Below are 17,311 nucleotides of genomic sequence, written 5' to 3'. Positions count from 1 at the left end.
CGCCCCCTTACCCGTACGCACCGCCTTACCCGTACGCACCTCTCCAAGGAGCAGCAATGCCGTTCATCAGCCCCGAGGCCGGCCACCTGACCGTCCTGAACCTCTTCAAGACCGACTCCCGCGACCGCGTCGACACGCTCGTCGACGAGATGAAGAAGATCGTGGACGTCGCCGCCTACCCGGGCTGGATCTCCAGCACCGTCCACCGCGGCGAGCAGAACCCGGGCACCGCCAACTTCATCCAGTGGCGCGGCATGGACGATCTGGAGTCCCGCTACAACGACTCCGAGTTCAAGCACCACACCGTCCCGGTCTTCCGCGAGATCACCACCTACGTCCGTCTGATGCAGACCGAGGTGGAGCTCAGCCAGCGCCACCCCGAGTACGAGGGCGCCACCACCGAGGTCTCGCCGGAGCGCGACGACTACACCGTCATCGAGATCCTCGGCGTCAAGCCGAACCAGCAGGGCGCCCTGGTCGACACGCTCGGTGCCGCCCACGAGTGGCTGGTGGACGTCCCCGGCTACCGCTCGCAGTCGATCCTGCGCGGCATCCGCTCCCGCAACCTGGACGGCGGCGAGGGCACCCTGGCCACCGTCGGCACCGACAACGACTTCGTCGTCGTCTACTCGCAGTGGGACGGCAAGGTGTTCTACGACTCCTTCCGCAACCAGCCCGAGGCCCAGTGGATCAAGGCCCGTGACGCCTTCCAGGAGAAGCGCTACGCCCTGACCACCAGCGCCGACTGGAACGGCTACCGCGCCGTCCACACCCGCTCCGCCGAGCAGCCGGCGGCGCAGGCCGCGGCCGCGGTCTGATCCCCGCACCCCCCAAACCCGTAGGGCCCCTGGCGAAAGCCAGGGGCCCTACGGGTTTTCCGGGGGAACTACTCGGCGATCGTGGACCAGTGCCACGCGGAGTCGAAGGCCTTCACCTCGATGTCCGTGCCGCCCGCGACCAGCGTCGCGGCCAGGCTCGTCGCCCCCGCGACGAAGGCCGAGGTGCGGTCGGCCGCCAGCAGGTCCTGCTCGTCGAAGGGCAGCCCCTCGCAGCGCAGCAGCCGCAGGTCCATGAAGCCGTTGAAGCGCCGGCCGAGGACCTCCACCGCCTGCGGGCTGCGGACGGTGAACCGCACCCGGGCCGCGACGTGGCCGTTGTGGTGCTGGTCGGAGTAGTAGGCGATGTCCGGGATCGCCGGCGGCACGAAGTGGTCGCGGGCGGCGATCTCGGGCACCTTCGGCAGGTTGCCCACCAGGAAGTGCCAGGAGTTGTACTGCATGCGCGAGGAGATCGCCCACGCGGTGTCGGCCAGACGGGACGCCGAGCCGCCGAAGAGCCGACGGGACTCCTCCGAGGGGACCACGCAGCAGAAGAAGTGCGGGATCTCCCACTCGGCGATCGTCGGGTACGCCTCGGCCCGCAGCGCCTCGATCAGCGCGGGCAGCGACCGCATGCCGCGGCTCATCGCGAAGTCCGCGTCGAAGACGTCCGTGGCCGCCGCCACCGTCTCGTACACCAGCGACTCCAGGCCGGAGCCGAAGGTGCCGTGCGGCTCCGCGAGCCAGCCCGGAGCGGCCTCCAGGGCCGCGGACAGCTCCGCGAACGTGCCGCCGGAGACCGGCAGCCGCTCGCTCAGCCGGGCGCACAGCGCCGCCTCCAGGCGGGCCGCGTCGTCCTTCACGGGACCGGCGACCCGCTCGATCTTGTGCATCAGCGGTCCGTAGATCTCCCGGTAGAGCTGCACCGAACCGCCCATGAGCTCACGGCGCCGGGCGGCCAGCGCGTCCGCCAGCTCCCCGAGGGCGAGGACGCCGTGGGAGGCCGGGGCGGGCACCGCGGGCAGCTCGGGGGCGGCCGCGTTGTAGGCGGTGCGGGTGCGCTCCAGGAGCAGGGCCACGTGGTCGAGCGTCAGCTGCGTCCCGTTGGCCTCCTCGATCCGGCCGTAGCCGGCCGAGCGCACGAGCAGCGTCAGGCAGACGACGAGCAGGACGTCGCCGTCCGCCCACAGCTCCAGCGGGATCGACTGGAGGCTGCTCAGCACGCAGTCCGGGTGGCCCGGCCGCAGCGTCTTGCCCGTGAGGTTGTTCTGGTCGCGGAAGTTCGTGTACTGCCGCTCGCCGGCGTACAGGATGAACGGCGCCGTGCGCAGCGCCGCCTCCGTCAGCTCCTTCAGGATCGCCCGCCGGCCGCCGGCACCGGCCGCCAGCAGCCAGTTGCGGCACTCCCGCACCGAGGCGTGCCAGCGGTCGGTGGCGAGGGCCAGCTCGACCTGGTAGTCGGCGAGGTCCTCGGCGGACCACGGCACCCGGATCACGCCGTCGACGAGGTCCGCCCCGGCGCTCAGCGGGCCGCGCGACGGCACCCGCACGAGGATGCGGCCGCTCTTGTCGAGGCCGATCTCGCCGAGGAACGCGGTGGCCGCGCCCTCGGCCCGGTCGGTGGCCCGGCCGTCCTTGCGCCAGTTCCTGCCGACCAGCACCTTCAGCGCGGTCTCGTCCTGCACGGGCAGCGCCCGCAGCTGGATGTCGGCCGGGACGTGCCCGGCGAGGGTGAGCAGCGTGTCCACGGCCGTGGCGAGGTCGGGGGCGTCGGTCGCCCGCCGCCAGGTCTGCCGGAGCAGCGCCGGGAAGCCGGTCTCCTTCTCGGTCAGGTAGTCGGGCTCGCCGGCGGCCCCGGCCGGGCTGCCGAGCCTGCTCGGCCGGCGGCTCTGCCGCGCCTTGGCCATGGCCTCCCGCCGGGGGAGGGTGCGGTCCGGCTCGGTGGGGATGGTCATGCGGTTCCTCCGGCGGAAAGTTCGATGTGGTCCCACATGCGGGCCTCGGTGGCCGTCCACTCCTCGTCGACGTAGATGCAGTCGACCGGGCAGACCATCACGCACTTGGGGCAGCCGGAGCAGAGCTCGGGCACGATCACGACGTTGAGCCCGTCGTCGAAGATCGCCCCGAACTCGGGCGGGCAGCTGCGCAGGCACGTGTCGCACGTGATGCACTCGGACGTCTCGATGCGACGCGGCGGCTTCTTCCAGTTCTCGTCGCGGGTGCGCTCGGCGATCCGCTCGGCGCGTGCGGTGGTGGCTCCCGGCGGAGTCTCTTTCACCTTCGGCATGGTGTGCTCACCTCTTCCTCTCGTGCGGGGCTGGTGCGGCGGGTTCAGAAGGCACCGAAGTACTCGCGGTGCTCCCACTCGGTGACGGCGCCGGGGGTGGCCTCGGGCGGCGCGGTGGCGGACCAGGCGTCGAACCGGTCGGCCTCGCTCTCCTTCAGCTTGGCCAGGCAGGCCTTGAGCGGGGCGCCGAGCAGCCGCTCGGCGCTGTCGCTGGCGCGGAAGGCGTCGATCGCCTCGCGCAGCGAACGGGGCAGGGCCGGGCGCGGGGCGTCGCCGGAGGTGACCCCGGCGAGCAGCCCTTCGAGGCCGGCGTGGAGCTGGGCGGCGATGAGGAGGTACGGGTTGGCGCACGGCTCGCCGATGCGGTTCTCCACATGGGTCGAGCTGCCGCCGCTGAGCACCCGGACCATCGCGCTGCGGTTCTCGAACTGCCAGTCGACGGTGGTCGGCGCGAGCGTGAACTCGGGCGCCAGGCGCCGGTATCCGTTCACGGTGGGGACGGAGAGCAGGCAGAACTCCCGGGCGCGGGAGAGCAGTCCCTCGATGTACGCCTGCCCGTCGGCCGAGATCGCGTCCTGGAGGCCGTCGCCCTCGGCGAACAGGTTCTCGCGCGTCTTGGTGCTGCTGACGGACTGGTGGAGGTGCCAGCCGCTGGCGTCGAAGCTCGCGAGGCGGGGCAGCGTCATGAAGGAGGCGTGGTAGCCGCGCCGCCGGCACTCCTGCTTGAGCTGGGTGCGCAGCAGCAGCATCGCGTCGGCGGCGTCGAGCGCGCGCATCGGGTTGAAGGTGGTCTCCAGCTGCCCGGGGCCCGACTCGTGCTCGAAGGAGCGCAGCGGCAGGCCGAGGCGCGCCAGCATCGCGGCCAGGGGGTCGGCGACGTCGGCGACGGAGTCGTAGGCGCTGTCGAGGTTGAACTGGTAGCCGGGGTTGACGGCCTCCACCTCGGGGGCCGCGCCCTGGACGCCGAAGCCGTTGCCCTCGTTGCCGACGGGGCCGCCGGTGAGCCGGGTCAGGTACCACTCGACTTCCAGGCCGATGACCGGCGACAGGTCGTGGCGCTCGTACTCGGCGAGGACGCGGCGCAGCACGCCCCGGGCGGACAGGGGGTGCGGGGTGCCGTCGCGCAGGTACTCGTCGCCGAGCACCCACGCGGTGCGGGCGCCGTTCTCCCGGGGCAGCACCTGGAACGTACGGGGGTCGGGGACGAGCACGAAGTCGCCCGCGCCGAGGAGTTCGCCGACGCCGACGCCGGCGTCCTGGAGGAAGTCGACGGCGACCGCGTGGCCGGTGTCGAAGAGGAACGGCCCGGCGCTGAAGTCCATGCCGTTGCGCAGCACCGAGCGGAAGACGTTCGCGGGGACCGTCTTGGAGCGGGCGAGTCCGTGCGGGTCGCAGAAGACGACCCGGACGAGGTCGACCTCGTCGAGCTGGAGCTCGACCTGCTCGGCCGCGGCGGTCTGGCGTTCGTCCCAGAGCCCGAACTCGGCGACGAACGAGGGGCGTCCGACCCCGGTGTCCTCGCCGAGCGTGGCCCACGACCTGGAGACCATGATCACTTTCCTTCCGTGCTGAGGTGGGGGCGCGCCAGGGTGAGGCCGAGGACCGTCTCGAAGAGTCCGGCGGCCGAGAGCGCGAAGTCGTCGTCGCCGCCCCGGCCGCCCGTGCGCTCGGCGGCGTACGCGGGACGTCCGGCGCCGCTCTCTTCGCCGTTCAGGAACCACGACATGGAGACCATGATCATTTTCCTTCCGTTGGGAAGCCGGGGGGAGTCAGGGAGAGGCCGAGAGCCGACTCGAGCAGCTCGGCGGCCGAGAGCACGAGGCCGTCGTCACCGACGCGGCCCACGAGTTGGAGCCCGACCGGCAGCCCGGCCGGCGTGAGGCCGACGGGCAGCGAGAGGGCGGGCTGGCCGGTGAGGTTGAAGGGGTACGAGGCGGGCGACCAGGACAGCCACCGCAGCGCGGCCGGATCGGCCGCCCACGGCGGGGCGATCGCCTCGGCGGCGAACGGCTCGATCGGCACGGTCGCCATGACCAGCAGGTCGTAGGAGTCCATCACCGTCGCCAGCCGCGCCCGCAGCGCGAGCCGGGTGTTCTCGGCCCGCGCCACCGCGGCGGCGCCCAGCGACCGCCCGTACCGGACGACGGCCAGCCGGCCCTCGTCGCAGAGGACCTCGTCCTCCGGGGCGGTGCCGTGGGCGTCCGCGGCGGCCAGCACGTCGACCAGCGCCTCGTACGGATCGGGGAACGGGACCTCGACCCGCTCGACCCGGTGGCCGAGCGCCGCCAGGACCGGCAGCACGCCCTCGGTGACGTCACGGACCGGGCCGGACGTGCCGGGGAACTCGATCCAGCCGACGCGCAGCGGCCCGGCCGCCCGGGCGGGCGGCGACGGGACGCCCGCCGAGTCCGGGTCGCGGCGGTCGGGACCCGCCAGCACCTCCATGAGCGCGGCGACGTCCGCCACGCTCCGCGCCAACGGCCCCACGTGGGACAGCCGCTCCGGGCACGGTGGCACGTAGGGGACGTGCCCGTACGAGGGCTTGAAGCCGACCACGCCGCAGAAGGCGGCCGGGATGCGGACCGAGCCCGCGCCGTCGGTGCCGAGCGACGCCGTGCACAGACCCGCCGCCACGGCCGCCGCCGCCCCGCCGCTGGAACCGCCGGCGGTCCGGTCGAGCGCCCAGGGGTTGCGGGTGGGGGAGGAGACCCGGCTGACGGTGCTCGCGCTCCAGCCGTACTCCGACGTCGTCGTCTTGCCCACCACGATCGCGCCCGCCGCGCGCAGCCGCGCCACGGAGGGCGCGTCGGCGGCCTCGCGGCGGTTCGGCAGCAGCGACCCGCGCCGGGTGGCGAGGCCCTCGGTCTGGATGAGGTCCTTCACCGACACGGTGACGCCGAGCAGCGGCCGGCCGCGGAACGCGGCCGGGCCGAGCGCGGCGACGAGCCGGTCGGCCGCCTCGGCCTCGCGCAGCGCGCGGGCCTCGGCGACCTCGACGTACGCCCCGAGGGCGGGGTCCGCCGCACGGATCGCGCCGAGGACGTCGAGGACGTGCCCGGTGACCGTGGAATGGCCGTCGAGAAGAAATTTCCGTGTTTCGTGAATGCCGCGGCAGACCGGCTGCCTACTCTTGGTCGTTGTGGACTCTGACACGAGACCACTACAAGTCATCGCCCGAATTACACGCAACTTACGGTTCGCGAGCGGGCGTTACATCTGCGCCCCATCCGCAGTTGAACGGCATTTCTTGCGAATGTGACAGGGCCCGGAGCAGCATGTTTCCGAGGTAATTCCCATACACATATCGCACAGGAGAAGACCCGATGGCTCCACGGATGGACAACCCTTCCCTGGTCGTTCCCGGCGCCCTGCAGCCCCTGCTCGACCTGACCGAGGTCATCGGCAAGGTCGGCATCCCGCAGGCCACCCTCGACCTGATCCGGCTCCGCGTCAGCGAGATCAACGGCCGCGACTGGACCCTCGTGGACCGGGCCGGCCTGGCGAACGGCACCGACGACCGGCTGCCCCTCGTCGCCACCTGGCGCACCGAGACCTGCTTCACCGACGCCGAGCGCTCCGCCCTCTCCATGGCCGAGGCCGTCACCCTCATGACCGACCCGCAGGACATGGCCTCGGACGCGGTGTGGGAGGAGTGCTCGAAGTACTTCAACGACGAGCAGCTCGGCGCGCTCCTCATGCACGTCGGCCTGGTCAACCTGTGGAACCGGGTCAACGTCGCCACCAACCAGGCCCCCGCGGCCTGGCGCTGACGAAGGGGATGCACCGCCGTGAAGCTCATCAACGCCGGCCTGGGCAGGACCGGCACGACCTCGCTGAAGGTGGCCCTGGACCGGCTCGGTCTCGGGCCCTCCTTCCACATGTTCGACATCGTGGGCGACGACGCCCGCCTGGAGCAGTGGGAGAGGATCGTCTGCGACGGGGAGAACCCCGACTGGCGGGCGGTGTTCGACGGCTACTCCTCCGCGGTCGACGGTCCCTGCACGGTCTACTACCGGCAGCTCGCTGAGGCGTTCCCCGAGGCCAAGGTCATCGTGACGGTCCGCGACGCCGAGGGCTGGTACCGGAGCACGTACGACACGCTCTACCAGTTCGTGCTGCGCAGCAAGGAGCACCCGCCGGAGCCCGGCTCCCGCCAGGAGCGGCTGCTGCGCGTCGTCAGCACCATGGTCTGGGACGGCATCTTCGAGGGCCGCTTCGAGGACAAGGACCACGCCGTCGCGGCGTACCACCGGCACAACGAGGACGTCGTGCGCGCCCTCGGCGCCGACAACGTCCTCGTCTACGACGTGCGCCAGGGCTGGGAGCCGCTCTGCGCATTCCTCGGCGTCGACGTCCCCGACGAGGAGTTCCCGCACGCCAACGACTCCGCGGCCATGCGGCAGCGGATCGCCCAGGCCGCCGGAGCCCCTGCCCCGGCCGCGGCCGCCCCGGCCGCCGCCGGATGAGTCAGCGAGGAGCAATTCTGTGTTGATCACGGAAATGAAGGTCCCGGGCGCCTACCGCGTCGAACCGGAGCCCTTGAGCGACCGGCGCGGCCATTTCTTCGAATCGGTACGGGAAAGTGCGATCCTGGCCGGCACCGGCTGGGATTTCGCGGTCCGCCAGGTGAACTACTCGGTGTCCAAGAAGAACACGCTCCGGGGAATTCACGGCACCAAGGTCCCGCCCGGCCAGGCGAAGTTCGTCACCTGCGTCCGGGGCGCCGCGCTCGACATCGCCGTCGACCTCCGCGTCGGCTCCCCGACGTTCGGTCACTACGACGTCACGTACCAGAGCCCCGAGACGGGCACGGCCGTGTACCTGCCCGACGGCATCGGCCACGCCTTCCTGGCGCTCACCGACGACACGTGCATGAGCTACCTCTGCTCGCAGGAGTACGTGCCGGGCACGATGATCGACGTCGACGCGCTCGACCCGGAGATCGGCCTGCCGTGGGAGCTGAAGGAGCCGCCGATCCGCTCGGACAAGGACGCCGTCGCCCCCACCCTGGCCGAGGCGGCCGCGCTGGGCCTGCTGCCCACCTACGAGCAGTGCCAGCCGCGTCCCTTCGGGGTCCTGCAGAACAACTGAACCCGCGCGCGTCGCGCGCACGAGAACGGCAGCCGGTGTCCTCGGACACCGGCTGCCGTTCTCGTACGCCGTGGCACGGGCCGGACTCACCCGGCGTGCGCGCGGATCCGGGCCATCAGATCGGCCTGCCGCACCAGCTCCCGGTGGTGCGCCGGGCGCGCCGCGGCGTCGCGGATCGCGTCGTGGAAGGCGCTGAAGACGCCGAGGAACTGGTCCGAGGCCGGCGCGATGATCCGCGTCTCCCGGTCCCGCTGCTCCAGGCGCAGCACCGGCCGGGCGTCGCGCGAGGGCGTGAAGGCCCATTCGAGCGTGAGCCGCCCCTCGCTGCCCCAGAGGTCGTACGTCGAGCGGTAGCTGTGCGAGAGCCCGAAGGAACAGTTCGCGGTCACGCCGGAGGCGTCGCGCAGCAGCGCCACACCGGAGACGTCGACGCCGAGCTTCTCGTCGAACTCCAGGGCCGCGCCCAGCACCTCGGTCCCGCCGCCCAGGTAGGCCTGGGCCGCGCGCACCGGATAGCAGCCGACCTCCCACAGCGCGCCGCCGCCCAGCTCCGCCTGGTACTTGATGCCGTTCGGGTCGGTGGGCGGAATGCCGAACACGCCGTTGAAGGCACGGAGTTCACCGATGGCGCCCTCGGCGAGCAGGGCCTGCGCCCGGTCGTGCTGCGGGTGCCGGAGGAAGGCGAAGTTCTCCATGATGAGGAGACCGCGCTCCTCGGCGAGCTCGACGAGCCCGCGGGCGGTCCCGGCGCTCGGCACCGCCGGCTTCTCGATGAGGACGTGCTTGCCCGCCTCCAGCGCCCGGCGCGCCCACTCGGCGTGCTCGCTGTTCGGCAGCGGGACGTAGACGGCGTCGATGCCCGGCAGTTCGAGGAGCCGCTCGTACCCCTCGACGGCCGCGCACCCGGCGGTGGCGGCGACGGACTCGGCCTTCGCCAGAGAACGGCTCGCGACCGCCACGAGATCGAACGGAGACTTCCGAATCGCCGGGATCGCCCGGCGCACGGCGATGTCGGCGCACCCGATGATGCCGATACCGGCCCTCCGCTCGGATTCCAGGTCGGGTGTCAGATCTTCGATGTTCACAGGTCCACCTAAAGGACAAGAGGAATGCGCATGCCTGAATCGGGATGATGCCAGGGTGGATAGGCGGCACTTTGTTTGTCAACACCCCGCCATAGCACGGCCGGTACGCAATCGAACGCGACTTTCGGCCGCTCGATCTCCCGCTATAAAGTGCGGGCATCCGCTCACATTGACACGAATAAAACGGAGGAGGCGCGACGGTGAAGGGCATCATCCTGGCCGGCGGCAATGGTACGAGGCTCCATCCGATCACGCTGGGTGTCTCGAAGCAAATGCTCCCGGTTTACGACAAGCCGATGATTTATTACCCGCTGTCGGCCCTCATGCTGGCCGGGATCAGGGACATCGAGATCATCACCACCCCCGAGGACCAGGAGATGTTCCGCCGCCTCCTCGGCGACGGCTCCTGGCTCGGCATCAACCTGACCTACGCGGAGCAGGACAAGCCCCGCGGTCTCGCCGACGCCTTCCTCGTCTCCGCCGACCACATCGGCGACGACTCCGTCGCCCTCGTCCTCGGCGACAACATCTTCCACGGCTACGAGTTCGGCCCCATGCTCCAGCGCGCCGGCCAGGACATCGAGGGCTGCGTCCTCTTCGGCTACCCGGTCCGCGACCCCGAGCGCTACGGCGTCGGCACCCTCGACGACCAGGGACGTCTCATAGCGCTGGAGGAGAAGCCCGCCAAGCCGCAGACGAACATGGCCATCACCGGGCTCTACCTCTACGACAACAAGGTCGTCGACTACGCCCGCGAGCTGAAGCCCTCCGAGCGCGGCGAGCTGGAGATCACCGACCTCAACCGGGTCTACCTGGAGCGCGGCGAGGCCACGCTCATCCCGCTCGGCCGAGGCTTCGTCTGGCTCGACACCGGCACCCACGACGCCCTCATGGAGGCCGGCGACTACGTCCAGGTCCTGGAGCACCGCCAGGGCGTGCGCATCGCCTGTCTCGAGGAGATCGCCTGGCGCATGGGCTACATCGACCGCGACGCCTGCTACCGCCTCGGCAGCCGCCTCGCGAACTCGGCCTACGGCCAATACATCATGGAAATGGCGCAGGCGGGCTGAGACCGCAGTCGACGCGAGCTCGACGCGAGCTCGACGCGGAACCAAGGAATCCACCCTCTCACCGGAAGAAGCCCCTCGTCATGAAGATCCTCTTCACCGTCGGCGGCAGTCAGGCGGCCGTCTTCGGCGTCGCCCCGCTCGCCGCCGCCGCCCGGAACGCGGGCCACCAGATCATGGTCGCCGCCGACGAGCCGCTCATGGCGGCCGCGGCCTCCGTCGGCCTCCCCGCGGTCTGCATCACCCCCGAGCGCATGCGGTACGGCCAGGAGTCCATGACGGCCACCGCCCGCCTCGACGCCCTCCTCGCCCTCACCGAGACCTGGACCCCCGACCTCGTCGTCGGCGGCCTCTCCCACGTGCCGCGCGTGCTCGCCGCCCGCCTGAAGGTCCCGTACGTCCGCCACATCTGGCACATCGCCCCCATGGCCCGCCGGGACCGCGCCGCCGTCGCCGAACTCGGGCCCGAGCTGGCGCGCCTGGGCCTGACCGAGCTCCCCGAGCCCGACCTCTTCATCGACCTCTGCCCGCCGTCCATCCGCCCCGAGGGCGCCCCCGCCGCGCGCGCGATGCGCTGGGTCCCGCGGGTCAGCCAGCGCCGCGTCGAGCCCTGGATGTACACCCGGCCCGAGGGCCGCAAGCGCGCCCTCATCACAGCCGGCACCCGCAACCTCATGCTCGACACCCCCGGCAGCTCGCTGCGCCGGCTCGTCGACGAGCTGACCGCCACGGGCGCCGAGGTGCTCATCGCCGCGCTCCCCGAGGCCGCCGAGAAGTACGGCGCGGAGCTCGGCGACGTACGCATCGGCTGGATCCCCCTCGACGTCGTCGCCCCCACCTGCGACCTGGCCGTCCACCACGGCGGCGCCACCACAGCGATGACGCTGGTCAACTCGGGCGTGCCGCAGCTGATCATCCCCGACAACGGCTACGGCAAGGCCGTCGCGGAGGCCGTCGCGAGCGCGGGCGCCGCGATCATGGTCGACAAGCACCGGCCGGAGGAGGGCCGGGACCCCGACGAGGTCATCGCCGCCGGCTGCCGCGAGATCCTCGCCGACACCCGGTACGCCGAGCGGACGCGCGCCCTGGCCGCCGAGGCCGCCGCGCTGCCCACCCCCGGCGAGGTCCTGCGCGACCTTGAGGCCCTCGTCGCGGGCTGACCCCGCGGCGCCGCCCCGCCCGCCGCCCCCGTACGGACCGCCGTACGGGGGCGGTTCCGCGTGCCCCGCCGCGTCCGCGCGACCCGGCACCGCAGGCCCCGCCGCCCGTCCGCCCCCGCACACCTCCCCGTACACCGGCCCCGCCCCCCGTCCCCGTGCGCCACAACGCGCATCGCCCCGAGACCGTCGGTCTCAGGGCGATGCGCGTGGTTCTGGAGGGCGTACCCGCCGGGGGGTTTAGCGGAGGGCCTCCAGCTTGGGGATGATCTCGGCCGGCGTCGGCAGGGTCGAGATCTCCTTGGCCAGGAACTGCGTGCGCTCGGTGTAGCTGGGCTCGTCGAGCAGCTCGCGGCAGGCGGCGGCGATGGTCTCGCCCGGCGCCTTGTCCGGGGCCTGGGCCACCGGCCACAGGGTCTTGCCGGCACCGAAGTCGCTGATCGCCTTGGCGATGGCCTCGCGGTGGTAGTTCGGCGGGAACTCCGGCGGGTTCTCCGGGATGATCAGCTGCGGCACGCCGTTGGTCATCAGCGTCGTGGCCGTGGTGGCACCACCGTGGTGGACCGCCAGGTCACAGGTGGCGGCGGCGACGTCCATCGGGATCCAGCCGACGCGCGCGTCGCCCAGCTCCGAGCCGAAGCGCTCGGCGGCACCCGGCGACGCCGCGATCAGGACCTCGGCGTTCTGCTTGTTCAGCTCGTTGACGAGCAGCGGCATCGACCAGCCCGGGTCGCGGAACATCAGGCTGCGGAAGCCCGACGTGATCAGCACGCGGCGACGGCCCTCGGGGCGGGTGTACATCCACCGCTCCAGGCGACGCTGCGGGTTGCTCGGGATCCAGCGCAGCGACTGCGCGTCCGGGTCGTGCGACGGACGCAGCGACGGCGGGGTGGAGTCGAGCAGCAGGTCGGGCTTGAGGAGCCCGTCCACGCCCAGCTTCTCCAGCTCCGGGCGGAGCTCCGCCTCGGCGCCCGGGTCGATGCCGGTGAGCGGGATGCCCAGGTACTCGACGTGGCGGACGTACGGGACCTTGAGGTGGGCGGCGAGCAGCATCGCCGCGTAGCTCTGGGAGCTGCCGACGACCACGTCGGGGGTCCAGTCCTTGGCCAGTCCGAGCAGGGACTCGACGCCCGCGAGGCCCATCCGGGCGAAGCCGCGGCCCTGGCCGAACATCTCCTCGTCGCCGAGCTCACGGGGGAACCGCAGGCCGCGGCCCGGGTTCGTGATCCGCATGAAGTGGCGGATCGGGTCGACCGTGAAGCAGAACGTGGGAATTCCGATGGCTTCAGCCGTTTCCACCCACGGCTCGTGGGCGGCCAGCATGACCTGGTGCCCCGCGTTCCGCGCGGCCGTCGCCAGCGGGGCGGCGGCGTAGTAGGTGGCCTGGCTGCCTGTGGTGACGAACAGGATTTTCATGGCACTCCGGATGCTTTTCGTGAGTCGCGGCCTGACGTATTGAGAACGCTTTCGATGTTCCCCAGCGCCGCGTTTTCCTGTCAAACGACGAGAAATAGCGAGGGGTTGTTCGAATGAGGATTCCGCGCAGTTGAACGGGGTGAACACCGGGGCCGGTTCACCGGCCCGTCCCGCATGGCAACATCGAAGATGTCACCGCCCACGGCCCCTGACCATCATCGGTCGGGACGTGCGGCGAAAAAGCCCTTCAGCGCACAAGCGGATATCGAAAGACGGTGGCTGTCATGAACAACCTCATCTACAACGCCCGTATGGCTCTCCGGGACATCATGGAAGTCAACATCTTCACGCAGGGCAACGACAAGGTGCACCTGACCGTCTTCCCCGACCTCGTCTGGGAGGGCACCGCGGAGACGCAGACGGACAAGGTCATCCAGGAGGTCCTCGGCCGCCTGCACGACATGGACATGGACATCGTCGGCGGCGACGCGGGCATCAAGACCCTGGTCGACGGCGGCTCCGTGGAGATCGTCCGCAAGGTCGCCTGAGAACCGCTGCCGTGCCGTCGCGCCCGGCGAGGGCCGGCGGCCATCCCCCCCGAGGAGGTAGGACGCTCGTGATAGCCCGTTATTCACTGCCCGAGATGGCGGAACTCTGGTCCGACCAGGCCCGCTACACCACCTGGGCCGAGGTGGAGGTCCTGGCCTCCGAGGCGCAGGCGCTGCTCGGCAGGGTCCCCGAGGCGGCCCTCGCGGACATCCGGCGGGCCCGGGTGCCGGCGGCGGCACGCGTCGCGGAGCTGGAGCGGGAGCGGGACCACGAGATCCTCTCCTTCCTCGCGGCCTTCTGCGAGGACATGCCGGACGACTCCGCCCGCTGGGTGCACCTCGGCATGACGAGCTACGACCTCGTGGACACCTCCCTCGGGCACACCCTCGCCCGCGCCTGCGACCTGCTGACCGGCGCCGCGCGCCGGCTGCGCACGGTGCTGGTCGAGAAGGCCGTCGAGCACTGGGACACGGCGTGCATCGGCCGCACCCACGGCATGCACGCCGAGCCCACCACCTTCGGCCACAAGCTCGCCGGCTTCGCCTTCGCGATCGACCGCTCGGTCCAGCGCCTCGAAGAGGCCCGCGCCCAGGTCGCCGTCGGCACGATCTCCGGCTCCGTGGGCACGTACGCGCTCATCGACCCCTTCGTCGAGAAGCACGTCTGCGACACCCTCGGCCTCGGCGTGGAGCCGGCGCCCAGCCAGGTCGTGGCCCGCGACCGGCACGCCCAGCTCGTCCAGGCGATAGCCGTCCTCGGCGCCTGCGTCGAGCAGATCGCCGTCGAGGTCCGGCTGCTCTCCCGCAGCGAGGTCCGCGAGGTGGAGGAGCCCCGCACGGCCGCCTACCAGGGGTCGAGCGCCATGCCGCACAAGCGGAACCCGACCACCAGCGAGCGCCTCTCCGGCCTCGCCCGGCTGCTGCGCGGCTACGCGGGCACGATGCTGGAGAACGTGGCGCTCTGGCACGAGCGGGACCTGTCCCACTCGTCGGTCGAACGGGTCGTCCTGCCCGACGCGTTCACCGTCGCGCACTACCAGGTGACCGCGGCGGCCGACCTCGTCGCCGGCCTGGAGGTGCACCCCGACCGGATGCGCGCCGCGATCGACCACACGGGCGGGCTCGCCTACAGCTCGGCGGTCCTCGCCGACCTGCTGGAGAGCGGGCACGAGCGCGAGCGGACGTACCGGATGATCCAGGACGCCGCGAACGGTGAGGACTTCTTCACGCTCCTGCGGACCGAGGGCGTGGTCACCGATCCACCGGGACCCGAGCGCTTCCTGGTACACCATGACGTCATCTACAAGCGATTGGAGCGCCTTCGTGAGCTGGATCATTGAGCGGGAGAACGGTCCCGACCTCGACCTCGACGAGGTGCTGAGGGTCTACCGCGAGTCCGGCCTCGGCGAGCGCCGGCCCGTCGACGAGACCGAGCGCATGGCCGCGATGGTCCGCAACGCGAACCTCGTCGTCACCGCCCGCGTCGACGGCGAGCTCGTCGGCATCGCCCGCAGCGTCTCGGACTTCGCGTACGTCACGTACCTCTCCGACATCGCCGTCGTCCGCGCCCACCAGCGCTCCGGCATCGGCCGGGAGCTGATCGACGCGACCCGCAAGGAGGCCCCGCAGGCCAAGATCGTCCTGCTCTCGGCCCCCGCCGCCACCGCGTACTACCCGCACATCGGCTTCACCGCCCACGACTCCGCCTGGGTCCTCAACCCCTGACCCGAGCGGACACCCCGAGTGCCCGCGCCGCCCCCCTCGGCGCGGGCACTTCGGCGTTCTCACGGGCGGGTCAGTGGTGGCCGCCCGCGTGCAGGTGGGCCGGGGGGCTCACCACCAGGGGCCGCATCATGTGCTGTTCGTGTTCCAGCATGTGGCAGTGGTGGACGCCCCGGCCGACGACGGGGAAGCGGACCGCGACGCTGACGAGCTCGCCCGGGGTGCCGTTCGGGCCGGGGACGATCTGGCCGGCGGTGCCCACCCGGACGACGTCCTTCTCGCCGGTCTCGTGCGCGTCGAGCGGCACCGACGCCTTGAAGGCCACCGGCCTGGCCGTGCCGCGGACCGTGCGGTCGAAGCCGGTGACGTCGTACTGGTCGCGCGAGAGCACCTGGAAGTGGGCCAGGTGGATGTGCATGGGGTGCGGGGCGCCGGTGAGGTTGAGGTAGTTCCAGATCTCCACGCTGCCGTGGGCGACGGTGAACGCCCGCCCCTCGTCGTACGCCGAGGCCGTCCTGCGCAGGGTGCGCAGCCGCCCCTGGGCGTCCGTGATCTGCACGATTCCGGTCGTGGGGAAGGTGAGTCCGGCCGGGTCGACCTCCTCCATCTCCCACATCTCGGGCACGTTCGAGGTGCTGGGCCCGGCGATGAGCACCCAGCGGGGCGCGTGCGCGTGCGGCAGCTCCTCGTGGCCGACGCGGCGGAACGTGGAGGAGAGGACGGCGGGCGGGGCGTACGCGGCGTCCGGGCGCCGGTCGGCGACCCGGAACTGCATGACGTCCGGTTCCAGCAGGTCGTTCTTCCGGTCGGAGGCGCCGGGCGCGACGCCCTGGAAGGTGTTGACGAGCTTGAGGGTCCGGCCCCGGAAGGCGCTGAAGTCGACGACGACCTCGGCCCGTTCGCCGGGGGAGAGGTTGAGCGCGCCCTCGACGGCGACCGGCCGGTCCAGCAGCCCGTGGTCGGTGGCGATCACCTGGAGCGCGCCGGGCACCGGCACGCCGTCCGCGAGCAGCATCAGCCGGTACATGCGGGAGTTCGCGGCGTTGACGATCCGGAAGCGGTACGCGCGCGGCTTGACCTCCAGGTACGGCCAGACCACGCCGTTGACGAGGGTGTACGGGGCGGCGTGCGCGCGCATCAGCCGCTGGGGGCCGACCATCTCCACCTTGTGCACGGAGCGCCCCAGGAGGTTGCCGGCGTCGTCCGTGTCGAAGTTCCGGTCGCTGAGGACCAGCGGCACGTCCCGGTCGCCTTCGGGCAGGCCGAGCGCCCGCTCCTCCTCGGTGCGCGAGGTGAAGAGGCCGGCGAGCCCGGCGTAGACGGTGAAGCGGCTCACGTGGTGGGTGTGGTCGTGGTACCAGAGCGTCGTCGCGGCCTGCTTGTTCGGGTAGGCGCTGAGCTGGACGTCGCCGGGCCCGATGAGGTTCTCCATCCAGCCGTCGTTGCCGCCGCCGGTGAGCATGCCGTGCAGGTGGACGGCGACCCACGGCGGCAGGTCGGCGACGCCGGGCACCTCCTGGCAGCCCGCGGTGCCCGGGTAGTTGGAGAGCGGGTCGGGGGAGGGCTTGGGGGCGCCGAAGTCGACGGCCCGGACGGGGAGGCCGCCGGTCAGCCGGTTCTCCCAGGTGACCCGGAGCGGGCGGCCCGCGGTCGTGGCGATCGTCGGTCCGGGGTAGCTGCCCTCGTACGTCCACATCGGCACCGGCGGCAGCTCCGAGTGCAGCGTGACGTCGGCGGTGACCAGGCGCACGGTGAGCTCGTCGTGGTCGCCCTTGTCGCGGGGCCTGAGCACCGGCGGTATCCGCAGCGGGTCCTTGAACTTGGTGAGCCTCAGCTCGGGGGCCGAGGGCTCGGGGCCGCCGGGCGCGGGCGGCGCGGCCGAGGCGGGGGTCCTGCCGAGGAGCGGGACGGAGGCGGCGAGGAGGCCGAGACCGGTGACCGTACCGGCGCGGAGCAGTGCACGTCGGTTGAGCCCGGCCAGGTCCGAATTGTCGTCATATGTGGGTTCCATTCGCCCGACGGTAGGGAACCCCGCTCCGTGGAGGCTCGAACTCCGCTCCACACCGTCGAACAGGGCGCCGCGAAGATCCTTCCGCAGGTCAAGGGTGCCTTCTCGCTCG

The 17,311-nt window shown here is 71.7% G+C and carries 17 protein-coding genes; 9 read left to right on the top strand and 8 right to left on the bottom strand.

The window, feature by feature from the left end; all coding sequences use genetic code 11:
* Positions 1-56 precede the first annotated feature (56 nt).
* A complete protein-coding gene (locus ACWDVG_RS21290) occupies positions 57-818 on the top strand; it encodes an antibiotic biosynthesis monooxygenase (RefSeq protein WP_451700881.1) in 762 nt (253 codons plus the stop codon).
* Positions 819-886: 68 nt separating this feature from the next.
* Here the strand turns inward: ACWDVG_RS21290 and ACWDVG_RS21285 are convergent, their stop codons facing one another.
* From ACWDVG_RS21285 to ACWDVG_RS21265, 5 genes are read right to left on the bottom strand one after another with little or no spacing between them, the layout of a single operon-like run.
* Positions 887-2,773, bottom strand: coding sequence for a hypothetical protein (locus ACWDVG_RS21285; RefSeq protein WP_451700880.1), 1,887 nt, complete (start codon positions 2,771-2,773; stop codon positions 887-889).
* Complete coding sequence (locus tag ACWDVG_RS21280) at positions 2,770-3,105, bottom strand: 4Fe-4S dicluster-binding protein (RefSeq protein WP_451700879.1); 336 nt, start codon at positions 3,103-3,105, stop codon at positions 2,770-2,772. Before ACWDVG_RS21280 ends, ACWDVG_RS21285 begins: the two co-directional genes overlap by 4 nt.
* 44 nt (positions 3,106-3,149) lie before the next feature.
* Entirely contained in the window at positions 3,150-4,655 is a 1,506-nt protein-coding gene (locus ACWDVG_RS21275; protein ID WP_451700878.1) for a glutamine synthetase family protein, read from the bottom strand.
* Positions 4,656-4,657: 2 nt separating this feature from the next.
* Positions 4,658-4,840, bottom strand: coding sequence for a hypothetical protein (locus ACWDVG_RS21270; protein WP_451700877.1), 183 nt, complete (start codon positions 4,838-4,840; stop codon positions 4,658-4,660).
* Between the two features lie 2 nt (positions 4,841-4,842).
* On the bottom strand, positions 4,843-6,258 hold the full coding sequence (locus ACWDVG_RS21265) for an amidase (protein ID WP_451700876.1): 1,416 nt from the start codon (positions 6,256-6,258) through the stop codon (positions 4,843-4,845).
* 170 nt (positions 6,259-6,428) lie between these two features.
* On the opposite strand from ACWDVG_RS21265, the gene ACWDVG_RS21260 reads away from it, so the two are divergent.
* From ACWDVG_RS21260 to ACWDVG_RS21250, 3 genes are read left to right on the top strand one after another with little or no spacing between them, the layout of a single operon-like run.
* A complete protein-coding gene (locus tag ACWDVG_RS21260; protein ID WP_451700874.1) occupies positions 6,429-6,875 on the top strand; it encodes a carboxymuconolactone decarboxylase family protein in 447 nt (148 codons plus the stop codon).
* Between the two features lie 18 nt (positions 6,876-6,893).
* Positions 6,894-7,571 carry a sulfotransferase family protein gene (locus ACWDVG_RS21255; RefSeq protein WP_451700872.1) on the top strand — a complete coding sequence of 226 codons (678 nt, stop codon included), beginning with the start codon at positions 6,894-6,896 and terminating at the stop codon, positions 7,569-7,571.
* A gap of 19 nt (positions 7,572-7,590) precedes the next feature.
* Positions 7,591-8,196 carry a dTDP-4-dehydrorhamnose 3,5-epimerase family protein gene (locus ACWDVG_RS21250; protein WP_451700871.1) on the top strand — a complete coding sequence of 202 codons (606 nt, stop codon included), beginning with the start codon at positions 7,591-7,593 and terminating at the stop codon, positions 8,194-8,196.
* 86 nt (positions 8,197-8,282) lie between these two features.
* Here ACWDVG_RS21250 and ACWDVG_RS21245 read toward each other — a convergent pair whose 3' ends face one another.
* Positions 8,283-9,281 carry a Gfo/Idh/MocA family protein gene (locus ACWDVG_RS21245; protein ID WP_451700870.1) on the bottom strand — a complete coding sequence of 333 codons (999 nt, stop codon included), beginning with the start codon at positions 9,279-9,281 and terminating at the stop codon, positions 8,283-8,285.
* A 200-nt stretch (positions 9,282-9,481) separates the two neighbouring features.
* Between ACWDVG_RS21245 and rfbA the strand changes: the two genes are divergently transcribed.
* Positions 9,482-10,351 (top strand): glucose-1-phosphate thymidylyltransferase RfbA, encoded by an 870-nt coding sequence (gene rfbA / locus ACWDVG_RS21240; RefSeq protein WP_451700869.1) that lies wholly within the window; start codon positions 9,482-9,484, stop codon positions 10,349-10,351.
* Between the two features lie 80 nt (positions 10,352-10,431).
* Positions 10,432-11,508: a nucleotide disphospho-sugar-binding domain-containing protein gene (locus tag ACWDVG_RS21235; RefSeq protein WP_451700868.1), complete on the top strand. Its 1,077-nt coding sequence runs from the start codon at positions 10,432-10,434 to the stop codon at positions 11,506-11,508.
* Between the two features lie 237 nt (positions 11,509-11,745).
* Here ACWDVG_RS21235 and ACWDVG_RS21230 read toward each other — a convergent pair whose 3' ends face one another.
* On the bottom strand, positions 11,746-12,921 hold the full coding sequence (locus ACWDVG_RS21230) for a glycosyltransferase (protein ID WP_451700867.1): 1,176 nt from the start codon (positions 12,919-12,921) through the stop codon (positions 11,746-11,748).
* Between the two features lie 284 nt (positions 12,922-13,205).
* On the opposite strand from ACWDVG_RS21230, the gene ACWDVG_RS21225 reads away from it, so the two are divergent.
* From ACWDVG_RS21225 to ACWDVG_RS21215, 3 genes are all read left to right on the top strand, one after another.
* Entirely contained in the window at positions 13,206-13,469 is a 264-nt protein-coding gene (locus tag ACWDVG_RS21225) for a hypothetical protein (RefSeq protein ID WP_451700866.1), read from the top strand.
* Between the two features lie 68 nt (positions 13,470-13,537).
* Positions 13,538-14,809, top strand: a complete 1,272-nt coding sequence (purB, locus tag ACWDVG_RS21220) for an adenylosuccinate lyase (RefSeq protein WP_451700865.1) — start codon at positions 13,538-13,540, stop codon at positions 14,807-14,809.
* Positions 14,793-15,194 (top strand): GNAT family N-acetyltransferase, encoded by a 402-nt coding sequence (locus ACWDVG_RS21215; protein WP_451700864.1) that lies wholly within the window; start codon positions 14,793-14,795, stop codon positions 15,192-15,194. Before purB ends, ACWDVG_RS21215 begins: the two co-directional genes overlap by 17 nt.
* Positions 15,195-15,264: 70 nt before the next feature.
* Here ACWDVG_RS21215 and ACWDVG_RS21210 read toward each other — a convergent pair whose 3' ends face one another.
* Positions 15,265-17,202: a multicopper oxidase family protein gene (locus tag ACWDVG_RS21210; RefSeq protein ID WP_451700863.1), complete on the bottom strand. Its 1,938-nt coding sequence runs from the start codon at positions 17,200-17,202 to the stop codon at positions 15,265-15,267.
* Positions 17,203-17,311: the final 109 nt, after the last annotated feature.

It is taken from the genome of Streptomyces sp. NPDC003327 (genome assembly GCF_053589515.1).
This window is presented reverse-complemented; position numbering and strand designations above follow the sequence as displayed.

Excerpts from the sequence above, each read along its gene's own strand:
- ACWDVG_RS21225 (WP_451700866.1), top strand. The coding sequence starts at position 13,206 with ATGAACAACCTCATCTACAACGCCCGTATGGCTCTCCGGGACATCATG.
- ACWDVG_RS21230 (WP_451700867.1), bottom strand. The coding sequence starts at position 12,921 with ATGAAAATCCTGTTCGTCACCACAGGCAGCCAGGCCACCTACTACGCC.
- ACWDVG_RS21270 (WP_451700877.1), bottom strand. The coding sequence starts at position 4,840 with ATGGTCTCCATGTCGTGGTTCCTGAACGGCGAAGAGAGCGGCGCCGGA.
- ACWDVG_RS21280 (WP_451700879.1), bottom strand. The coding sequence starts at position 3,105 with ATGCCGAAGGTGAAAGAGACTCCGCCGGGAGCCACCACCGCACGCGCC.
- ACWDVG_RS21290 (WP_451700881.1), top strand. The coding sequence starts at position 57 with ATGCCGTTCATCAGCCCCGAGGCCGGCCACCTGACCGTCCTGAACCTC.
- ACWDVG_RS21275 (WP_451700878.1), bottom strand. The coding sequence starts at position 4,655 with ATGGTCTCCAGGTCGTGGGCCACGCTCGGCGAGGACACCGGGGTCGGA.
- ACWDVG_RS21210 (WP_451700863.1), bottom strand. The coding sequence starts at position 17,202 with ATGGAACCCACATATGACGACAATTCGGACCTGGCCGGGCTCAACCGA.
- ACWDVG_RS21235 (WP_451700868.1), top strand. The coding sequence starts at position 10,432 with ATGAAGATCCTCTTCACCGTCGGCGGCAGTCAGGCGGCCGTCTTCGGC.
- ACWDVG_RS21285 (WP_451700880.1), bottom strand. The coding sequence starts at position 2,773 with ATGACCATCCCCACCGAGCCGGACCGCACCCTCCCCCGGCGGGAGGCC.
- ACWDVG_RS21260 (WP_451700874.1), top strand. The coding sequence starts at position 6,429 with ATGGCTCCACGGATGGACAACCCTTCCCTGGTCGTTCCCGGCGCCCTG.